Annotated in this window: 14 protein-coding genes; 4 read left to right on the top strand and 10 right to left on the bottom strand. The window is 54.1% G+C overall.

Translation table 11 applies throughout. The features are described 5' to 3' along the window. Positions 1-76: 76 nt before the first annotated feature. Complete coding sequence (gene relA / locus AB182_RS04500; RefSeq protein ID WP_047369063.1) at positions 77-2,317, bottom strand: GTP diphosphokinase; 2,241 nt, start codon at positions 2,315-2,317, stop codon at positions 77-79. Between the two features lie 52 nt (positions 2,318-2,369). After that, positions 2,370-3,668, bottom strand: a complete 1,299-nt coding sequence (gene rlmD, locus AB182_RS04495) for a 23S rRNA (uracil(1939)-C(5))-methyltransferase RlmD (RefSeq protein ID WP_047369062.1) — start codon at positions 3,666-3,668, stop codon at positions 2,370-2,372. A 56-nt stretch (positions 3,669-3,724) separates the two neighbouring features. Here rlmD and barA point away from each other — a divergent pair, with 56 nt between their 5' ends. Next, complete coding sequence (gene barA, locus AB182_RS04490; protein ID WP_047369061.1) at positions 3,725-6,475, top strand: two-component sensor histidine kinase BarA; 2,751 nt, start codon at positions 3,725-3,727, stop codon at positions 6,473-6,475. A gap of 33 nt (positions 6,476-6,508) precedes the next feature. Here barA and AB182_RS04485 read toward each other — a convergent pair whose 3' ends face one another. The 8 genes from AB182_RS04485 to syd all read right to left on the bottom strand — a co-directional run bounded on the left by AB182_RS04485 (position 6,509) and on the right by syd (position 15,046). Further along, entirely contained in the window at positions 6,509-7,648 is a 1,140-nt protein-coding gene (locus tag AB182_RS04485) for a glycerate kinase (protein ID WP_047369060.1), read from the bottom strand. A gap of 87 nt (positions 7,649-7,735) precedes the next feature. Beyond that, positions 7,736-9,076, bottom strand: a complete 1,341-nt coding sequence (gene gudD, locus AB182_RS04480; RefSeq protein WP_047369059.1) for a glucarate dehydratase — start codon at positions 9,074-9,076, stop codon at positions 7,736-7,738. 18 nt (positions 9,077-9,094) lie between these two features. Next, entirely contained in the window at positions 9,095-10,435 is a 1,341-nt protein-coding gene (locus AB182_RS04475; protein ID WP_047369058.1) for an enolase C-terminal domain-like protein, read from the bottom strand. A gap of 2 nt (positions 10,436-10,437) precedes the next feature. Next, positions 10,438-11,790 carry an MFS transporter gene (locus AB182_RS04470; RefSeq protein WP_047369057.1) on the bottom strand — a complete coding sequence of 451 codons (1,353 nt, stop codon included), beginning with the start codon at positions 11,788-11,790 and terminating at the stop codon, positions 10,438-10,440. 491 nt (positions 11,791-12,281) lie between these two features. Then, positions 12,282-12,731: a flavodoxin gene (locus AB182_RS04465; protein WP_047369056.1), complete on the bottom strand. Its 450-nt coding sequence runs from the start codon at positions 12,729-12,731 to the stop codon at positions 12,282-12,284. Between the two features lie 17 nt (positions 12,732-12,748). Beyond that, on the bottom strand, positions 12,749-13,531 hold the full coding sequence (gene truC, locus AB182_RS04460; protein WP_047369055.1) for a tRNA pseudouridine(65) synthase TruC: 783 nt from the start codon (positions 13,529-13,531) through the stop codon (positions 12,749-12,751). Then, the gene (locus AB182_RS04455) at positions 13,531-13,860 is read right to left on the bottom strand and encodes a YqcC family protein (RefSeq protein ID WP_047373179.1); all 330 of its coding nucleotides are present in this window, start codon (positions 13,858-13,860) and stop codon (positions 13,531-13,533) included. Before AB182_RS04455 ends, truC begins: the two co-directional genes overlap by 1 nt. A gap of 640 nt (positions 13,861-14,500) precedes the next feature. Beyond that, a complete protein-coding gene (syd, locus tag AB182_RS04450; protein WP_047369054.1) occupies positions 14,501-15,046 on the bottom strand; it encodes a SecY-interacting protein in 546 nt (181 codons plus the stop codon). 70 nt (positions 15,047-15,116) lie between these two features. On the opposite strand from syd, the gene queF reads away from it, so the two are divergent. From queF to AB182_RS04435, 3 genes are all read left to right on the top strand, one after another. Next, on the top strand, positions 15,117-15,962 hold the full coding sequence (queF, locus tag AB182_RS04445; RefSeq protein WP_047369053.1) for an NADPH-dependent 7-cyano-7-deazaguanine reductase QueF: 846 nt from the start codon (positions 15,117-15,119) through the stop codon (positions 15,960-15,962). A gap of 118 nt (positions 15,963-16,080) precedes the next feature. Beyond that, positions 16,081-17,445, top strand: a complete 1,365-nt coding sequence (ppnN, locus tag AB182_RS04440) for a nucleotide 5'-monophosphate nucleosidase PpnN (protein WP_047369052.1) — start codon at positions 16,081-16,083, stop codon at positions 17,443-17,445. Positions 17,446-17,890: 445 nt separating this feature from the next. Further along, entirely contained in the window at positions 17,891-19,180 is a 1,290-nt protein-coding gene (locus AB182_RS04435; RefSeq protein ID WP_047369051.1) for an HAAAP family serine/threonine permease, read from the top strand. Positions 19,181-19,221 lie beyond the last annotated feature (41 nt).

Raw genomic sequence — 19,221 nt, 5'->3', positions numbered from 1 at the left:
TCAGATCAAATTTCAGAAATATGCTCGTCACAACAGAAACGCCACCGAAACGAGTTCGATGGCGTTAATACTCTGTTCAGCCGCCGTGCAATCGACGCGCGTCGATCACATCCGGTACCTGGTTCAGTTTGCCAAGCACACGGCCCAGCACCTGCAGGTTATAGATTTCAATATTCATATCAATAGTAGCCAGTTGCTCTTTTGTATCGCTACGGCTGGCCACCCCAAGAACGTTAACTTTCTCGTTGGCAAGAATAGTGGTGATATCGCGCAACAATCCGCTGCGATCGTTGGCCGTCACGCGCACCACCAGCGAGTAACCGGCAGAGTAACTTTCGCCCCACACCGCATCGACGATACGCTCAGGCGCGTGGGTACGCAGCTCTTCCAGTTGGTCACAGTCTGCCCGGTGAATAGAAATCCCACGGCCCTGGGTGATAAAACCGACAATGTCATCGCCCGGGATGGGCTGGCAGCAGCGCGCAATGTGATGCATCAGGTTGCCGACCCCTTCCACCACCACACGGCCATTATCTTTACTGCGGTTTTGCGGCGCGTAGGTCTTCTGCTGCAACTGTTTCAGTGCCGCGGCATCCTGCTCTTCCGCACTCGGCTTGTTAAACTGGGATTGCAGGAAGTTGACCATCTGGTTGAGACGAATATCGCCACCGCCAATTGCCGCCAGCAGCTCTTCCAGATCATTAAAGTTGTAACGCGGCAGCAGCTGTTTTTCCGCCTCTTTCAGGCTGATACCGAGATGGGCCAGCTCGTCGTCAAGGATCTGACGCCCTGCCAGGACGTTTTTATCCCGATCCTGCTTACGGAACCAGGCGTGGATTTTGGAACGGCCACGGCTGGTGGTAACGTACCCAAGGTTCGGGTTGAGCCAGTCACGGCTTGGGTTCGGCTGCTTCTGGGTGATGATTTCAATCTGGTCGCCCATCTGCAACTGGTAGGTGAACGGAACGATACGCCCGCTGATTTTCGCCCCGATGCAACGGTGCCCGACATCGCTGTGGATATGGTAAGCGAAGTCGAGCGGCGTAGAACCCGCAGGCAAGTCCACCACGTCGCCCTTCGGCGTAAAGACATAGACCCGATCGTCGAACACCTGGCTGCGAACCTCATCAAGCATTTCGCCCGAATCGGCCATCTCTTCCTGCCAGGCAATCAGTTTACGCAGCCACGCGATGCGGTCTTCATAACCGCGACCGCCGCTGTTGGTCCCCGCCGTTGCGCCCTCTTTGTACTTCCAGTGCGCCGCCACGCCCAGTTCGGCGTCTTCGTGCATCTGCCGGGTACGAATCTGGATTTCAACGGTTTTACCTCCCGGCCCTAATACTACCGTGTGGATAGACTGGTAGCCGTTCGGTTTCGGGTTCGCGACATAATCATCGAACTCATCCGGCAGGTGGCGATAATGGGTATGGACGATACCGAGTGCGGCATAGCAATCCTGTAGACGTTCGGCAACGATGCGCACCGCCCGAACATCAAACAGTTCATCGAAGGCAAGGTGCTTCTTCTGCATTTTGCGCCAGATGCTATAGATATGCTTAGGACGACCATAAACCTCGGCCTTTACGCCCTCTTCTTTCATTTCAGAACGCAGATGCCCAACAAACTCTTCGATATAGTGTTCACGAACAATACGGCGTTCATGCAGCAATTTGGCGATACGTTTGTATTCTGCCGGATGCAGATAGCGGAAGCAGTAATCTTCCAGCTCCCATTTGAGCTGGCCGATCCCTAAGCGGTTCGCCAGCGGCGCGTAGATGTTCGTACACTCTTTCGCCGCCAGGACGCGTTCATCTTCCGGCGCCTCTTTCACTTCACGCAGATGAGCAATACGTTCAGCAATTTTGATAACGACACAGCGAAAATCGTCCACCATCGCCAGCAGCATGCGCCGCACGTTATCCACCTGCTCAGAGGAGACGGAATCGGTATGGGTGGCTTTCAACTGCCGAATAGCCGCCATATCCCGCACGCCATGGATAAGCTCGACGATCGATTTGCCGACGCTTTCACGCAGGGTGTCTTCGCTGACAACATCGGCATCTGCCAGCGGGAACAGCAACGCCGCCCGCAGCGTATCAAGATCCATACTCAGCATGGAGAGGATTTCCACCATCTCAACGCCGCGCCATAGCAGCAGATCGGCGTGAGGATGTCCCTGTGTTTGTCGCAGACAATATTCCCAGGTTTCGGCTAAGCGTTCACACGACGGCTGGCTGGAGATACCCAGACTGGCGATCCACTTCTTAGGATCGAATTCACCCGCTTTGTTTAAATGCGCACTTCTTACCGCAACCATTGTCCTCTCCTTTAAGGGACGGAGCCTGCCGAACTCGACAAGCCGAAATTAATCACTTGTGCTCGAATAACACCATGGATTCCAGATGCCCAGTGTGCGGGAACATATCCAGCATCGCCAGCCGCTTAATCTGGTAACCCGCATTGACCAACGCTTCGCTATCACGCGCGAGTGTCGCTGGATTACAGGAAACATAGACTACTTTGCCTGGCGCTAATTTTACAACGTGCTGCATTACGCCAGCGGCGCCCGCCCGCGCGGGATCAAGAAGTATTTTATCAAAACCCTGGCGCGCCCACGGCTGCTTTGTGACATCTTCTTCCAGATTTTCGTGAAAAAAAGTCACGCTCTGCAAACCATTTTGTCGGGCATTTTCACGCCCTTTCTCCACCAGTTCGGCAACGCCTTCAACACCTACCACGCTCGCCGCCCTTTTTGCCAGCGGCAAGGTAAAATTGCCCATTCCACAAAAAAGATCCAGTACACGCTCATCCGGCTGCACATCCAGCCATTCCAGCGCGCGGGCAACCATTTGCTGATTTACGCCGTCATTGACCTGAATAAAATCCCGTGGACTGAACGTTAAGCGTAGCCCGTCAGAGTTATACCAGGGAGATTCTCCCGTAACATGTTCAAGTATCTCGCTTTCGGGCGCCAGAAAAAGCGCCAGTCCCTCGGAATGCGAAAAGCGTTCCAGTTTTTCCCGGTCAGCAGCGCTCAGCGGCGCGGTATGGCGCAAAACCATCAGTGGGCCATTATCTGCCAGCACCAGTTCAACATGCCCCAAATGACGCACCGCTTTTAAGCTCGCCAGACACGTGTGCAATGGCGCAAGGAGTGCCTCAAGACGGGGCACCAGGACCGGGCAGCGAGAGACGTTAATGATGTCGCTGGCATTTGCCTTATGAAAACCCATCTCCAGACGCTGGGTTTTGGGTTGCCAGTTCAGACTCAGACGCGCCCGGCGCCGGTAAGCCCAGGGCGACGCGTCGATAACCTCTTCGACCTCCTGCTTCATCAGGCGGGCAAGCGCGGCGCTTTTGCTGCGTTGTTGCAGGGCCACGCTCGCGTGCTGCTGCTGGCAGCCTCCGCAGACGCCAAAATGGGGACATACTGGCGCAACGCGTTCAGGACTGTCGTTCAGACGGCGTTTTACTTCCCCGCGCGCATACTGTCGCTTGTCTTCAATCAGGGTAATTTCCGCTGTTTCTTGCGGCAACAAATCTTTTACAAACAAGGCTTTACCATTATATCGCGCAACCCCCTGCCCAAAGGGATCGAGGTCGTTTACTGTTACAGTTATGATCTGACGCGTCGTCACGCGTCGTTTTGCAGAGTAGAATTGCGCCATTGCCGAGAATTTTCTCAATTACAAATAATGGCCACATTCTCCCATAACGGAACCCCATGACCAACTACAGCCTGCGTGCGCGCATGATGATCCTGATCCTCGCCCCGACCGTATTGATCGGCGTGCTGTTGAGTATCTTCTTCGTCGTTCACCGCTATAACGACTTACAGCGTCAACTGGAAGACGCAGGTGCCAGTATCATTGAACCGCTTGCCGTCTCCAGCGAATACAGCATGACGTTGCAGGATCGCGAGGCCATTGGGCAACTTATTAGCGTATTGCACCGTCGCCATTCCGAAATCGTGCGCGGTATTTCCATTTATGATGAGCAGAACCATCTGTTCGTCACCTCAAATTTCCAGCTCGATCCGGGTGAGTTACGCCTCGCAGACGGTTCGGCACTCCCCCGGCGATTGAGCGTAACGCGCAGAGGAGATCTGATGATCCTGCGCACCCCCATCATCTCGGAGGGCTACTCGCCGGATGAGTCTGCCCTATCCGATGCGAAGCCTGCGGGTAATATGCTGGGGTATGTGGCGCTGGAGCTGGATCTCAAATCCGTTCGTCTCCAGCAGTACAAAGAAATTTTCATCTCAAGCCTGATGATTTTGTTCTGTATTGGTATTGCGCTCATTTTCGGCTGGCGGCTTATGCGCGATGTCACCGGACCGATTCGTAATATGGTTAACACGGTTGACCGTATCCGCCGCGGCCAACTGGATAGCCGGGTTGAGGGGTTTATGCTCGGCGAACTGGACATGCTTAAGAACGGCATTAACTCGATGGCCATGTCGCTGGCGGCCTACCATGAAGAGATGCAGCACAATATCGATCAGTCCACTTCGGACCTGCGCGAAACCCTGGAGCAGATGGAGATCCAGAACGTTGAACTGGATCTGGCGAAAAAGCGTGCCCAGGAAGCGGCACGTATTAAATCGGAGTTTCTGGCCAATATGTCGCACGAGCTGCGCACGCCGCTCAACGGGGTTATCGGTTTCACCCGCCTGACGCTCAAATCAGAGCTGAATCCCACCCAGCGCGACCATATGCTGACCATCGAACGTTCGGCCAACAATCTGCTGGCTATCATCAACGATGTGCTCGACTTTTCGAAACTTGAGGCCGGGAAACTGATCCTTGAGAGTATCCCGTTCCCGCTACGTAGTACGCTGGATGATGTCGTGACATTGTTGGCGCACTCCGCCCACGATAAAGGGCTGGAGCTGACGCTCAACATCAAAAATGATGTGCCGGATAACGTCATTGGCGACCCATTGCGCCTGCAGCAGGTCATCACCAACCTGGTAGGCAACGCCATCAAATTCACCGAAAACGGCAATATCGATATCCACGTTGAACGGCGCTCGATAAGTAACAATAAAGTGCAAATTGAGGTGCAAATCCGTGATACCGGGATTGGTATTCCGGAACGCGATCAGTCACGCCTGTTCCAGGCATTCCGCCAGGCCGATGCCAGTATTTCACGTCGCCACGGCGGTACCGGGCTGGGGCTGGTTATCACCCAACGGCTGGTCAACGAAATGGGAGGCGACATCTCCTTCCATAGCCAGCCTAATCGCGGCTCCACCTTCTGGTTCCATATCAACCTGGATCTGAACCCGAACGCGATTTCCGAAGGTCCTGTTACCGGCTGTCTGGCCGGCAAACGCCTTGCTTATATCGAACCTAACGCCGCCGCAGCGCAAAGTACGCTGGATGTGCTGAGCGCCACACCGCTCGAGGTGGTTTACAGTCCGTCCTTCTCAGGTCTGCCGCCGGATCACTATGACATCCTGCTATTCTCTGTTCCGGTCACTTTCCATGAGCCGCTGACCATGCAGCATGAGAAACTCGCGGCCGCCGCGGCAATGACCGATCATCTGCTGCTGGCGTTGCCCTGCCACGCCCAGATTAATGCCGAAGCGCTTAAACAGGATGGCGCGGCGGCTTGTCTGCTTAAACCGTTAACCTCGACGCGCCTGCTGCCCGCACTGACAGAGTATTGCTGCTCAACCCGTCAAATGGACTCGGTGGATATGAGCAAGTTACCGATGACGGTGATGGCGGTAGATGACAACCCTGCCAACCTGAAATTGATCGGCGCGCTGCTGGAAGACCAGGTGCAACGGATCGAGTTGTGTGACAGCGGCCCTCAGGCGGTGGAAAAGGCCAGGCAGATGCAGTTCGATCTCATTCTGATGGATATTCAGATGCCCGGCATGGATGGTATCCGCGCCTGTGAGTTGATTCACCAGCTTCCGCATCAACAGCAAACGCCGGTGATTGCGGTGACCGCCCATGCTATGGCGGGACAGAAAGAGAAGCTGCTCAGCGCGGGCATGAACGACTATCTGGCAAAACCGATTGAGGAAGACAAGCTTTACAATCTGCTGCTGCGCTACAAGCCCGGCGCTCTGGCCAGCAATGTTGTCGCCGCGCCGGAACCTGCCGAACCCGGGGAGACGGAAGATGTCACTCTCGACTGGCAACTGGCGCTGCGTCAGGCGGCGGGAAAGCCGGATCTGGCGCGTGAAATGCTGCAAATGCTGGTGGCATTCCTGCCGGAAATCCGCAACAAAGTGGAAGAACAACTGGTTGGCGAGGCACCGGAAGGGTTACTGGACCTGATTCACAAGCTGCACGGAAGCTGTGGTTACAGCGGCGTACCGCGACTGAAAAAACTCTGCCAGCTTATTGAGCATCAGTTACGCAGCGGTATGCCTGCTGAGGAACTGGAACCGGAGTTTCTGGAACTGCTTGATGAAATGGACAACGTCACCCGCGACGCCCGTAAAATGATGGGATAATGCAGATACCCTCTCCCGCAAGAGAGGGTAATATTATTTGCCCTGCCCGACTTTCAGTACCGCTGCCACGTTACGCGCGGTCATACGCACATTTTCACCTGCATTCGCCAGCGCATCTTCCAGCGTACAAATTTTATAAATCACGCTGAAAACCGCGTCGATACCATGATCGTGCACCACACCCACATCCGCCGTCAAACTGCCTGCGATGCCAATGACCGGCACGTTATAGCGTTTCGCGACTTTCGCAACGCCGACCGGCACTTTGCCATGCACTGTCTGGCTGTCGATACGACCTTCGCCGGTAATCACCAGGTCGGCATCGGCAACGTGTTTATCCAGTGCTAACGCATCGGTTACGATTTCAATGCCCTGACGCAATTCCGCGCCACAGAAGGCATACAGCGCTGCGCCCATCCCCCCTGCCGCGCCACCGCCTGCAAGGTTCAGCACATCCTGATCCAGATCGCGAGCAATGATCTTCGCATAATGCCCCAGCGCCTGATCCAGTCGGGCGATCATTTTCGGCGTCGCGCCTTTTTGCGGGCCAAAGATCGCCGAAGCACCGTCTTTCCCTGTCAACGGGTTCGTCACATCGCAGGCGACCTCAATACGGCACTCCGCAAGACGTTTGTCCAGTTCACGAATATCGATCCTGGCGAGCGTTTCCAGTGACGCTCCGCCTGGTCCAATCTGCTGGTCTTCGTTATCCAGCAATTTGGCACCCAGCGCCTGCACCATTCCCGCCCCGCCGTCGTTCGTGGCGCTACCGCCAATGCCGATGATGATATGCTTTACGCCCGCGTCCAGCGCGTGACGGATCAGCTCACCGGTTCCCCACGAAGTGGTGACCAGCGGGTCACGCTGCGCTGCGGGAACCAATTCAAGACCGCTGGCCGCCGCCATCTCGATAAATGCGCATTTTTCGTCGCCTGACAAACCATAAAACCCGTCGACTGGCTCGCCAAGTGGGCCTTTGACAGCCACCGAAACGATGCGCCCGCAGGTCGCGGCAACCATGGCTTCAACCGTCCCTTCTCCGCCATCCGCAACGGGCAATTTTACATATTCCGCCGTCGGGAAAATTTCGCGAAACCCGCTTTCAATCGCGGTCGCCACATCCAGAGCACTCAAACTTTCTTTATAAGAGTCAGGTGCGATAACTATTTTCATAAGCCATCCTTACGCATATTCACTGCCGCAAGCATATACCCGGAAGCTTCTGGAAAATGCCAGCCCGGGCATGGGCCGGCAATTCCATTAACGCACCATGCACGGACGTTTGTTGTCGAACGTCCAGCCGGGGATAAGGTACTGCATCCCCATGGCATCGTCGCGCGCGCCCAGACCGTGTTTCTGATACAGCTCGTGCGCCTTCATCACCTGCTCCATATCCAGCTCCACGCCCAGACCCGGCGTCGTCGGCACCTGCACCATCCCGCCCTTGATTTCAAACGGCTCTCTGGTCAGACGCTGGTTGCCTTCCTGCCAGATCCAGTGGGTGTCGATGGCGGTGATTTTGCCCGGCGCTGCGGCTGCCACGTGGGTGAACATCGCCAGCGAGATGTCGAAGTGGTTGTTGGAGTGGGAACCCCAGGTCAGGCCGAACTCGTGGCACATCTGCGCCACGCGCACGGAACCCTGCATGGTCCAGAAGTGCGGGTCCGCCAGCGGGATATCCACCGACTGCAGGGACAGCGTGTGTCCCATCTGACGCCAGTCGGTGGCAATCATATTGGTCGCCGTCGGCAGGCCGGTGGCGCGACGGAACTCCGCCATCACTTCGCGCCCGGAGAAGCCCTGCTCAGCGCCGCACGGGTCTTCCGCGTAGGCCAGCGAGCCTTTCAGGTACTTACCGATGCTGATGGCTTCGTTCAGGGACCATGCACCGTTCGGGTCGAGGGTGACACGGGCCTGCGGGAAGCGCTTCGCCAGGGCGACAATGGATTCCGCTTCCTCTTCACCGGCCAGCACGCCGCCTTTGAGTTTGAAGTCGTTAAAGCCGTATTTTTCATACGCGGCTTCGGCCAGGCGCACCACGGCATCCGGGGTCATCGCCTCGTCATGACGCAGGCGATACCAGTCGCATTTGTCGTCCGGCTGGCTCTGGTACGGCAGCGGGGTGGCTTTGCGGTTACCCACAAAGAACAGGTAGCCGAGCATTTCCACTTCGCTGCGCTGCTGGCCGTCACCGAGCAGGGAAGCGACGTTCACGCCCAGGTGTTTGCCCAGCAGGTCGAGCATGGCGGATTCAATGGCGGTGACCACGTGGATGGTGGTGCGCAGGTCAAAGGTCTGCAGGCCACGGCCCGCGGCGTCGCGGTCGGCAAAGGCGCTGCGCACCCCGTTGAGGACATTTTTGTAGGCGCCGAGGGTTTTGCCGACAATCAGCGGGGCGGCGTCTTCCAGGGTCTGGCGGATTTTTTCGCCGCCGGGGACTTCGCCGACGCCGGTATTACCGGCATTGTCGGTGATGATGACGATGTTACGGGTGAAGAACGGCGCATGCGCGCCGCTCAGGTTCATCAACATGCTGTCATGCCCGGCAACCGGGATGACTTTTACGGAGGTAACAACAGGCGTCGAACTTTGCGTGCTCATCGTGGATCCTTTTGTCTGTTACTGACGTCCAAATACCGGGCGTTTTCTGTCAAATTTCCAGCCGGGGATCAGGTACTGCATCGGACCCGCGTCGTTACGCGCACCACCTGGCAGGCTTTTGTAGATGGCATGGGCTTTTTCAATCTGCGCCCAGTCAATCTCCACGCCCAGACCCGGCGCCTCCGGCACGGCAATCTGCCCGCGCTTGATTTCCAGCGGCTGTTTCGTCAGGCGCGCTTCGCCCTCCTGCCAGATCCAGTGGGTGTCGATGGCCGTCGGATTACCCGGTGCCGCCGCCCCAACGTGGGTGAACATTGCCAGCGAGATATCGAAATGGTTGTTGGAGTGGCAACCCCAGGTCAGGCCCCAGTCATCGCACAATTGCGCCACGCGTACCGCACCCGACAGCGTCCAGAAGTGCGGATCTGCCAGCGGGATGTCTACCGCATTCAGCATGACCGAGTGGCCCATTTCGCGCCAGTTGGTCGCTATCATGTTGGTGGCGACAGGCAAACCGGTGGCACGACGAAATTCCGCCATCACTTCACGCCCGGAAAAACCCTGCTCAGCGCCACACGGATCTTCTGCGTAGGTCAATACATCCTGGAGGCCTTTACACAGTTCGATCGCTTCATCAAGCAGCCAGGCGCCGTTCGGGTCCACGGTGATACGCGCGTCCGGGAACCGTTTTTTCAGGGCGCGGGCCGTATCAATTTCTTTCTCGCCAGGCAGCACGCCGCCTTTCAGTTTGAAGTCTTTGAAACCATAGCGGTCCTGAGATGCCTCGGCCAGACGCACAACCGCGTCGCTGTTCATTGCTTCCTGGTGACGCAGACGGTACCAGTCGTGGTTGCCGTCGGTTTTATCGAGGTAGGGCAGATCGGTTTTGGTGCGGTCGCCAATATAGAACAGATAGCCCAGCACGGTGACCGCATCACGCTGTTTGCCCGGCCCCAGCAGTTCGCAGACCGGCACGTTCAGCGCTTTACCTAACAGGTCAAGCAGCGCGGCTTCAAGCGCGGCCACGGCATTAACACGCAGTTCAAAGGTCCATGCGCCTTTGCCAAAATTGTCGAAATCGCTCGCCTGGTTACCTTTGTGAACACGCTGAACCACTTTGTTCAGTCGCGCGACTTCCTGCCCCAGCACCATCGGGATAGCATCCACCAGCGTCTGGTAAATCACTTCCCCACCCGGTGCTTCGCCAACGCCGGTGTTACCGGCGTTGTCTGTCAGTACTACGATGTTACGTGTGAAATAAGCGTTATGCGCGCCGCCAATGTTCATTAGCATACTGTCATGCCCGGCAACCGGAATGACTTTCATGTCTGTAATGACGGGGCTTGCTTGCGTACTCATAATTATCGTCCTGTGACAGGTTTCAGTTCGATACGTTTGATATCACCCACCAATACCAGGTAGCTCAATACTGCCACCAGAGCATGGATACCAACGTAGATCAGCGCGCCGTTAAATGACCCTGTAGTCCCAACGATGTAACCGATAGCAATCGGGGTAACGATACCGGAGATGTTACCGAACATATTGAACAGGCCACCGCTCAGACCGCTGATTTCCTTCGGCGCCGTGTCGGCCATAACCGCCCAACCCAACGCACCGATGCCTTTACCGAAGAAGGCCATGGACATGAAGCCGATAATCATCCATTCGACGTCGGTATAGTTACAGAACACCATCACCATGGAGAGCAACATACCAAGCACGATGGGTGTTTTACGTGCAATGTTCAGAGAGCCTGTACGACGCATTAACCAGTCAGAGATAATCCCGCCGAGCACACCACCCGCAAAACCACAAATTGCCGGGATGGACGCGATAAAGCCGGCTTTCAAAATAGACATACCGCGAGCCTGAACCAGGTAAACCGGGAACCAGGTAATAAAGAAGTATGTCAGGGCGTTGATGCAATACTGACCGAGATAAACGCCAATCATCATACGGGAGCCAAGCAGTTGCTTGATCTGTCCCCATTTTTCGCTGAATGGTACTTTCGCTTTGTCGCTTTTCTGATCCATGTTGATCAGTGCGCCGCCTTCTGCGATGTATTCGAGCTCTTTCTTATTCACTTTCGGATGCTGGTTCGGCTCGTAAATCACCTTCAGCCAAATGAAGCTAATAACGATCCCCAGACCACCCATGAAGAAGAACACGTGCGACCAGCCCACCTCATGCGTTAACCACCCCATAATCGGTGCGAAAATGACCGTTGCGAAGTACTGTGCGGAGTTGAAAATCGCCACTGCCGTGCCCCTTTCCTGGGCCGGGAACCAGGCCGCAACGATGCGACTGTTGCCAGGAAAAGAGGGTGATTCAGCCAGCCCCACCAGGAAGCGCAGGGTGAACAGGGCAACGATGATGCCGAAGCCACTGAAAATATCGACAAACCCTTGCAACAGGGTAAACAGGGACCAGATAAATATGGACCAGAAATAAACACGTTTGGAACCAAAGCGGTCAAGCAGCCAGCCGCCTGGAATCTGCCCGATTACATAGGCCCAGGAAAACGCGGAGAAAACATAGCCCATACCGATGGGATCAAGGCCAATATCTTTGGCCATTTCTGAACCGGCGATTGACAGCGTGGCGCGGTCACCGTAGTTGAAGGATGTGACGATAAACAACATCACCACTATCCAGTAGCGAGCATTGGTACGCTTTTCAGCGCTGCTCGCTGCTTGGCTTAATGTACTCATTGTTGTACTCCCGAAGCATAAATGTTCATGTACATTCATCCGGAACAGGACAACCTGTAGGGGTGAACCGAATGATGTATCTGTGTTTTTTGCAGTTTTACTGCCGGGTCGCTATTCCCTGCGTACTGCGTTTTTTTAACTTGCGGGAAAAGTATAAAAAGGGGTACCTGAACTCTCACCGTGCAACAACACAACATTGTCCGGTCACGGCATGAAGGTTTCTTGCAAAAGCCCAGGGGGATGGGGACTAACTCACGGAAATGAAAAGTTGGGGCGCTAACATTTGGTTAAAAGTCAGCCTGTTTTGAATAATGTGAAACGTATCGCTTGACGCAGTGTAAATGCCCTTTTAGCTCGCGGGAAGAAGGGTGTTTTTGCAGGCAAACGCCCAAAGCTTACTCGATTCAGTTACCGCATAATGTGCCACGTCGCTATTTTACCGCTTACGGCCAAATAAGTGGGTAGCCCTCCTGTAGGGGGAGGGCAAAACCTTAGTTTAACAGTGTCGCCCAGTGTTCCACCCACGGGTTAGAAACCGACTCAGGCTCTGGATCCTCACTGGCATCGATCAGCAAAACCTCTCCCACGCGCTGTGCACGTTGTTCCTGCAATAACGCGTCAAACTGTTTCCCGCCGCCGCAGAAATGGGAATATGTGCTGTCGCCCAGGGCAATCACACAATAACGCAGCGCTGGCTGGTACCCTACCTTGTCACGAATGTACTGAAACAGCGGCACAATACTGTCCGGTAAATCTCCCTGCCCGGTCGTTGATGTCACCACCAGCGCATATTTATCTTTATATGCATCCCAGTCTGCAGGTTCCGGATCTTCAAATACCGTCGCGCTGTGCCCCTGTTCGTTCAGAATCGTTTGCGCCTCTTCGGCAACCAGCAACGCATTGCCGTACATCGTGCCAACAAAAATTCCGACTTCCGCCATGGTGCTCACTCCTTGCGTTAAATGTGAATCTCGCCATCCTGACCGCACGGCGAGACAAACTCAACCCTTTCATTATCAGGGAGAAGTCCCTGCCAGCCAAATTGCGACAACGCCCGCATCCAGACATCATCCAGCCCGGCATGTAGGGTCAGCGGTTCGCCAGTAAACGGGTGAGTGAGCGTTAACTGACTGGCATGGAGCATCAGACGGTTACAGCCAAAATGCTCTGCCGCGCTGCGGTTCTGACGCAAATCGCCGTGTTTACTGTCACCGATAATCGGGTGGCGTAAATGGGCGAGATGGCGACGGAGCTGGTGCTTACGCCCGGTTTGTGGAAGCAGTTCGACAAGGCCGTAACGCGTGGTAGGAAATTTACTGGTCGCCACCGGCATTTCAGTCGTCGCCATACCCCGATAGTGCGTCAATGCTGGCTGCGGGCCTTTATCTTCGCGGGCAAATTTGTCTGCGATTTTATCCAGTTCTTCAACCAGCGGATAATCCAGTACCGCTTCATCCATCAGCCAGCCGCGCACAATGGCGTGGTAACGCTTCTGTATTTGGTGCTGCTCAAATTGCTGCGCCAGAAGGCGTCCCGCCTCACTCGATAACCCCATCAGCAGTACGCCGGAGGTGGGTCTGTCGAGACGATGCGCAGTAAAAACATGCTGACCAATCTGGTCGCGGACGGTTTGCATCACCACCACTTTTTCATCACGATCGAGCCAGCTTCGGTGTACCAGCCAGCCTGACGGTTTATTCACCGCAACCAGCCATTCGTCCTGATAGATAATTTCAAGCATCAGGCATCGTCATCTGAGAAGAGCGCATCGAGTTTTTGCAGCTGCACAAGAATGACATCGCGCGCGGGATGCGTCGAGTCGAGCGCAATTTCGTAGTAAGGCGCAATAGCGAAGGATTCGGGCAGCGGATGTTCACCGTCCAGCAAGGCGTGCATGCGGGGAATCAATACCCATTGCAGCCACTCGAACGGCTCAAGGGTATCCATACAGAAAGGTTGAGTACTGTTGAATACGCTGGCGTCCGGCGCGACGGACTGCCATTGGTTGTGCTCACGTAACAGCGCCTCGATAAGCTGTAATTGCTGGCGCACGCGGGAAGGAAGCGTCATGAAAACCTCGATAACAAACGGACTGGCGCGCAGGATAGCATCTGTGGCGAGAAATAAAAAAAGGGAGCACTGTAAAAACAGTGCTCCCGGTTCGTTTCGCAGCAATCCAGCTACTTTTCGTGCTCCCTGATCATCCTTGACAACTTTTCCTGCGGGTCTCCTGACCCTTGTTCATCCTTAAACTAGCGCATCCTGCCCACACCACCCCGATGTGGATTAGCCTCATCCGTAAAGCGTGTCCTTGATCTTCCTGATCCGCCGAACATCCCGACCGGCTCTCATTCTCCCTCCTGGAGGTGTCCTTTAATGCGTTCTTGCATTTTCCCTTTTACTTCATCCAGAAGCCTGTCCGTGAAGCACCATCCTGGTGTATCCCGTCTCGAAACAACATCATCCTGATGTTCGTTTCAGTGTGCGACTCCGTGTCGACGTAGATAGAATTACCCATTCCTCTTCGTCTTACAAGTGCGCCTAAGGCAAATATTTTCCCTGTTGACTATAAATTAACTAAGGTTATTTTTACTAACCGATTGATTTTAATGAATAAATAAAATAAGCGCGAGCAAATGACGCTGAAGCGTGCAGGTGATCTCTCACAAGCTTTGTAAGAGATCTCTCACAAGATGAGTAGCAATAAAGATTACAGAACAGGCTCAAGTTGATTGAGGAAGTCCGCAAGATCTGAGGAAAGGACCGTACGCTTGCGAGTGCCCAATGTCTCTTTAATCACCTCGCCAGTTAGATTGCACAGCGAAATCACATCAATGTCGCTGTCCAGCGTAGCAATGAAAAGTGTAGGCGAAAGCTTGAGTCTTTTCTGGGTCACCAGGTGGCCAATCAGGTTCTCCTGCACTCGCTGGAAGTCGTCAGCGCTCCAGGTTTGCAGTAGTGTAAGCGTTTCCCCACGGAACGTCGCTTGCATATCCCCGGCAAATTGTGTGGCATAAAACGCGCGAAGTGCAGGTTGTACCATAATATCCATCGCACGTTCAATCGCGTTTACATTTTGCTCTGGTAAAAAAGGCTGTGGCTGCCACGTGACGAGGGTATCGGTCGACGAGATAATGCACGGTGAGGGCACGCCATACAACTCTTCACTCTGCGGCCAGGTACCGTACGACTGCTGCCATGCATCGCAATAGCGTTTAGTAAACGCTTTCAGGGCAAGGGCTATCTCTTTTTCCACCGCTTTCTCTCTCTATCTAAGCCAGGATACACTTTGCCTATTAGTGTACCCGTAAATATGGCGATGAAACATGTCTTCCTATGATAACCACCAGGCGCTTTCTGGCCTGACGCTTGGCAAAACCACCGACTACCGCGATCGCTACGACGCCAGCCTGCTGCAAGGCGTTCCCCGCAGCCTGAACCGCGATCCGCTGGGATTAAAAGCAGAGAGTCTGCCCTTCCATGGCGCAGATATCTGGACGTTGTATGAGCTGTCCTGGCTTAATGCCAGGGGTCTGCCGCAGGTAGCAGTCGGTCATGTAGAGCTGAACTACGCCAGTATCAATCTGGTGGAATCCAAAAGCTTTAAGCTCTACCTCAACAGCTTCAACCAAACCCGCTTCGCAAGCTGGGACGAGGTGCGTGACACACTTGAGCGCGATCTGAGCGCCTGCGCGCAAGGCGCTGTGACGGTTGCCCTGTACCGACTCGATGAAATTGAAGGCCAGCCGATTGCCCACTTCCACGGCAGTTGCATTGATGATCAGGATATCGTCATTGATAACTACGCCTTCGATGCCAATCTGCTTACCGACGCGGCAAGCGGCAAAGTGATAGAAGAGACGCTGGTCAGCCATCTGCTGAAATCCAACTGTCTGATTACCCACCAGCCCGACTGGGGCTCCGTGCAAATCCAGTATCGTGGTCCGAAAATTGACCGGGAAAAACTGCTGCGTTATCTGGTCTCATTCCGCCATCACAACGAATTCCATGAGCAGTGCGTCGAGCGCATCTTTACCGATATTCAGCGTTTTTGTCAGCCAGAAAGCTTAAGCGTTTACGCCCGCTACACCCGACGCGGTGGGCTGGATATCAACCCGTGGCGCACTAACACCCCGTTTATTCCCGCAACCGGGCGCCTGGTTCGTCAGTAAAGGCACTATTTTTTGCTATCTGCGAGGGAGATTCATCGCAGCAGGTTGTTAAACGTCATAACCCGAGGCTATTGTAATCATCAGGGAAGATACAATTTTCATCCCGTAAGGAGTTCACTTGATTACACATATTAGCCCGCTTGGCTCGATGGATATGTTGTCGCAACTGGAAGTCGACATGCTGAAACGCACGGCCAGTAGCGACCTGTATCAACTGTTTCGTAACTGTTCACTCGCAGTACTTAACTCCGGAAGTCTGACAGATAACAGTAAAGAACTGCTATCTCGTTATGAAAGTTTTGATATCAACGTCTTACGCCGTGAACGCGGCGTAAAACTGGAGCTTATCAACCCGCCGGAAGAGGCGTTTGTCGACGGGCGTATTATTCGCTCTCTGCAGGCAAACCTCTTCGCCGTCCTGCGCGATATTTTATTTGTGAATGGACAAATTCACAGCGCCGGGCGACTCCAGCATCTGAACCTTGAAGACTCTATTCATATCACCAACCTGGTCTTCTCTATTTTGCGCAATGCCCGAGCGCTTCACGTGGGTGAAGCGCCGAACATGGTCGTCTGCTGGGGCGGTCACTCCATTAACGAAACGGAATATCTGTATGCGCGCCGCGTCGGCACACAGTTGGGCCTGCGCGAACTGAACATCTGCACCGGTTGCGGTCCAGGTGCGATGGAAGCGCCAATGAAAGGCGCGGCAGTGGGACATGCACAGCAGCGTTATAAAGACGGTCGTTTCATCGGTATGACCGAACCTTCTATCATTGCCGCTGAGCCGCCTAACCCGCTGGTCAATGAATTGATCATCATGCCGGACATTGAAAAACGTCTGGAAGCCTTTGTCCGTATCGCCCATGGCATCATCATCTTCCCGGGCGGTGTGGGTACGGCAGAAGAGCTACTCTATCTGCTGGGCATTTTGATGAATCCGGCCAACAAAGATCAGGTATTGCCGCTGATTCTGACCGGGCCGAAAGAGAGTGCCGATTACTTCCGCGTACTGGATGAGTTTATTGTCAATACGTTGGGGGTTAGCGCACGTCGTCACTATCGCATTGTCATTAACGACGCTGCCGAAGTGGCCCGCCTGATGAAAAAAGCCATGCCACTGGTGAAAGAGAACCGTCGCGAAACGGGCGATGCCTATAGCTTTAACTGGTCAATCCGCATTGCGCCGGATCTCCAGGTACCGTTCGAACCGACGCATGAAAACATGGCCAACCTGAAACTTTATCCTGACCAACCCGTAGAAGTTCTGGCAGCCGATTTGCGTCGGGCCTTCTCGGGTATCGTCACCGGTAACGTGAAGGAAATGGGTATCCGGGCCATTGAAAAATACGGCCCTTACAAAATCCATGGTGACCGCGACATGATGCGTCGCATGGATGATCTACTGCAAGGCTTCGTCGCTCAGCACCGTATGAAGCTCCCGGGCTCGGCCTACATTCCTTGCTACGAAATTTGCACCTGAACCATAAGGGCGGCCTATGCCGCCCTTTGGACTATCGCACCAGCCAATCGTTTGCGTCGCCCTGACGTAACAGATAAACATTCACAAAACCGATATTAATGCTGATAAAACGCTAAAACACGCAAATCAGGCAGCTCTTTTATCGCGTTTTAACTTACACACTTTGCTTGTGAATTCCGCTAATGATAGCCTTCGCGCCCATAAATTTCATGCGGCGATCAGTTAGCAGAGCTTTACCCCAACATTAACCATATAAAAAGTGGATTATTGCATTTGCGATCGGGATCACTGATCCATTCATAACATAAATGTATCGTGCCGCCCGCCAATAGTTACGAGAAGAAATTATAAGAAAACCGTAAAAGCGCAGAATTTCGTATTACCGCCGTGTTCTTTGGCATTGGATTTGACCAAAAAACGGCATTTACTTCCCTGGAGATATTAGATGGAAACGACTCAAACCGGCACCGTTGCTTCAATTGAGACGCGAAGCGCATGGCGTAAAACGGACACCATGTGGATGCTCGGACTGTATGGCACCGCCATTGGCGCAGGGGTTCTGTTCCTGCCCATTAACGCGGGTGTTGGTGGGATGATTCCCCTGATTATTATGGCGATTCTCGCTTTCCCCATGACGTTCTTCGCCCACCGCGGCCTGACCCGTTTCGTCCTTTCTGGTAAAAACCCAGGGGAAGATATCACCGAAGTCGTAGAAGAACACTTCGGTAAAGGCGCTGGCAAGCTGATTACCCTGCTCTATTTCTTTGCTATCTATCCGATCCTGCTGGTCTATAGCGTGGCGATTACCAATACGGTGGAAAGCTTTATGACCCACCAGTTGGCCCTGACCCCACCGCCGCGCGCTATCCTGTCGCTGATTCTGATTGTCGGCATGATGACTATCGTTCGTTTTGGTGAGCAAATGATCGTCAAAGCGATGAGTATTCTGGTATTCCCGTTTGTGGTCGCACTGATGATGCTGGCGCTGTATCTGGTACCGCAGTGGAGCACCAGCGCACTGGATACCCTCTCTTTGAGCAGCGCAAATGCGACAGGCAATGGTCTGTGGATGACGCTGTGGCTGGCGATTCCGGTGATGGTGTTCTCCTTTAACCATTCACCGATTATCTCCTCTTTCGCTGTCGCAAAACGCGAAGAATACGGCATCGAGGCCGAACGTAAATGTGCGCGCATTCTCTCTTACGCGCACATCATGATGGTACTGACCGTGATGTTCTTTGTGTTCAGTTGTGTACTGAGCCTCTCCCCGGCAGACCTGGCCGCGGCAAAAGCACAGAACATCTCCATCTTGTCGTACCTGGCAAACCACTTTAACGCGCCAGTTATCGCCTGGATGGCGCCGATTATCGCGATTATCGCCATTACCAAATCCTTCCTCGGCCACTATCTGGGGGCGCGCGAAGGCTTTAACGGTATGGTGATTAAATCCCTGCGCGGCAAAGGAAAATCCATTGAAATCAATAAACTGAACAAAATCACTGCGCTATTTATGCTGGTGACCACCTGGGCCGTTGCGACGCTGAACCCGAGCATTCTCGGGATGATCGAAACCCTGGGCGGCCCGATTATCGCGATGATTCTGTTCCTGATGCCGATGTACGCCATTCATAAAGTACCGGCTATGCGTAAATACAGCGGCCATATCAGTAACCTTTTTGTGGTTGTGATGGGTCTTATCGCTATCTCCGCCATCTTCTTCTCTCTGTTCAGCTAACCACTTAGCGCCGTCAGCACGGCGGCGCTTTTCCTCTGATC

It is taken from the genome of Phytobacter ursingii (assembly GCF_001022135.1).
GTDB classification, from domain to species: domain Bacteria; phylum Pseudomonadota; class Gammaproteobacteria; order Enterobacterales; family Enterobacteriaceae; genus Phytobacter; species Phytobacter ursingii.
Note: the sequence above shows the minus strand (reverse complement) of the source record. Positions and strands in the feature narration are given on the sequence as shown.

Excerpts from the sequence above, each read along its gene's own strand:
- relA (WP_047369063.1), bottom strand. The coding sequence starts at position 2,317 with ATGGTTGCGGTAAGAAGTGCGCATTTAAACAAAGCGGGTGAATTCGAT.
- rlmD (WP_047369062.1), bottom strand. The coding sequence starts at position 3,668 with ATGGCGCAATTCTACTCTGCAAAACGACGCGTGACGACGCGTCAGATC.
- barA (WP_047369061.1), top strand. The coding sequence starts at position 3,725 with ATGACCAACTACAGCCTGCGTGCGCGCATGATGATCCTGATCCTCGCC.
- AB182_RS04485 (WP_047369060.1), bottom strand. The coding sequence starts at position 7,648 with ATGAAAATAGTTATCGCACCTGACTCTTATAAAGAAAGTTTGAGTGCT.
- gudD (WP_047369059.1), bottom strand. The coding sequence starts at position 9,076 with ATGAGCACGCAAAGTTCGACGCCTGTTGTTACCTCCGTAAAAGTCATC.
- AB182_RS04475 (WP_047369058.1), bottom strand. The coding sequence starts at position 10,435 with ATGAGTACGCAAGCAAGCCCCGTCATTACAGACATGAAAGTCATTCCG.
- AB182_RS04470 (WP_047369057.1), bottom strand. The coding sequence starts at position 11,790 with ATGAGTACATTAAGCCAAGCAGCGAGCAGCGCTGAAAAGCGTACCAAT.
- AB182_RS04465 (WP_047369056.1), bottom strand. The coding sequence starts at position 12,731 with ATGGCGGAAGTCGGAATTTTTGTTGGCACGATGTACGGCAATGCGTTG.
- truC (WP_047369055.1), bottom strand. The coding sequence starts at position 13,531 with ATGCTTGAAATTATCTATCAGGACGAATGGCTGGTTGCGGTGAATAAA.
- AB182_RS04455 (WP_047373179.1), bottom strand. The coding sequence starts at position 13,860 with ATGACGCTTCCTTCCCGCGTGCGCCAGCAATTACAGCTTATCGAGGCG.
- queF (WP_047369053.1), top strand. The coding sequence starts at position 15,117 with ATGTCTTCCTATGATAACCACCAGGCGCTTTCTGGCCTGACGCTTGGC.
- AB182_RS04435 (WP_047369051.1), top strand. The coding sequence starts at position 17,891 with ATGGAAACGACTCAAACCGGCACCGTTGCTTCAATTGAGACGCGAAGC.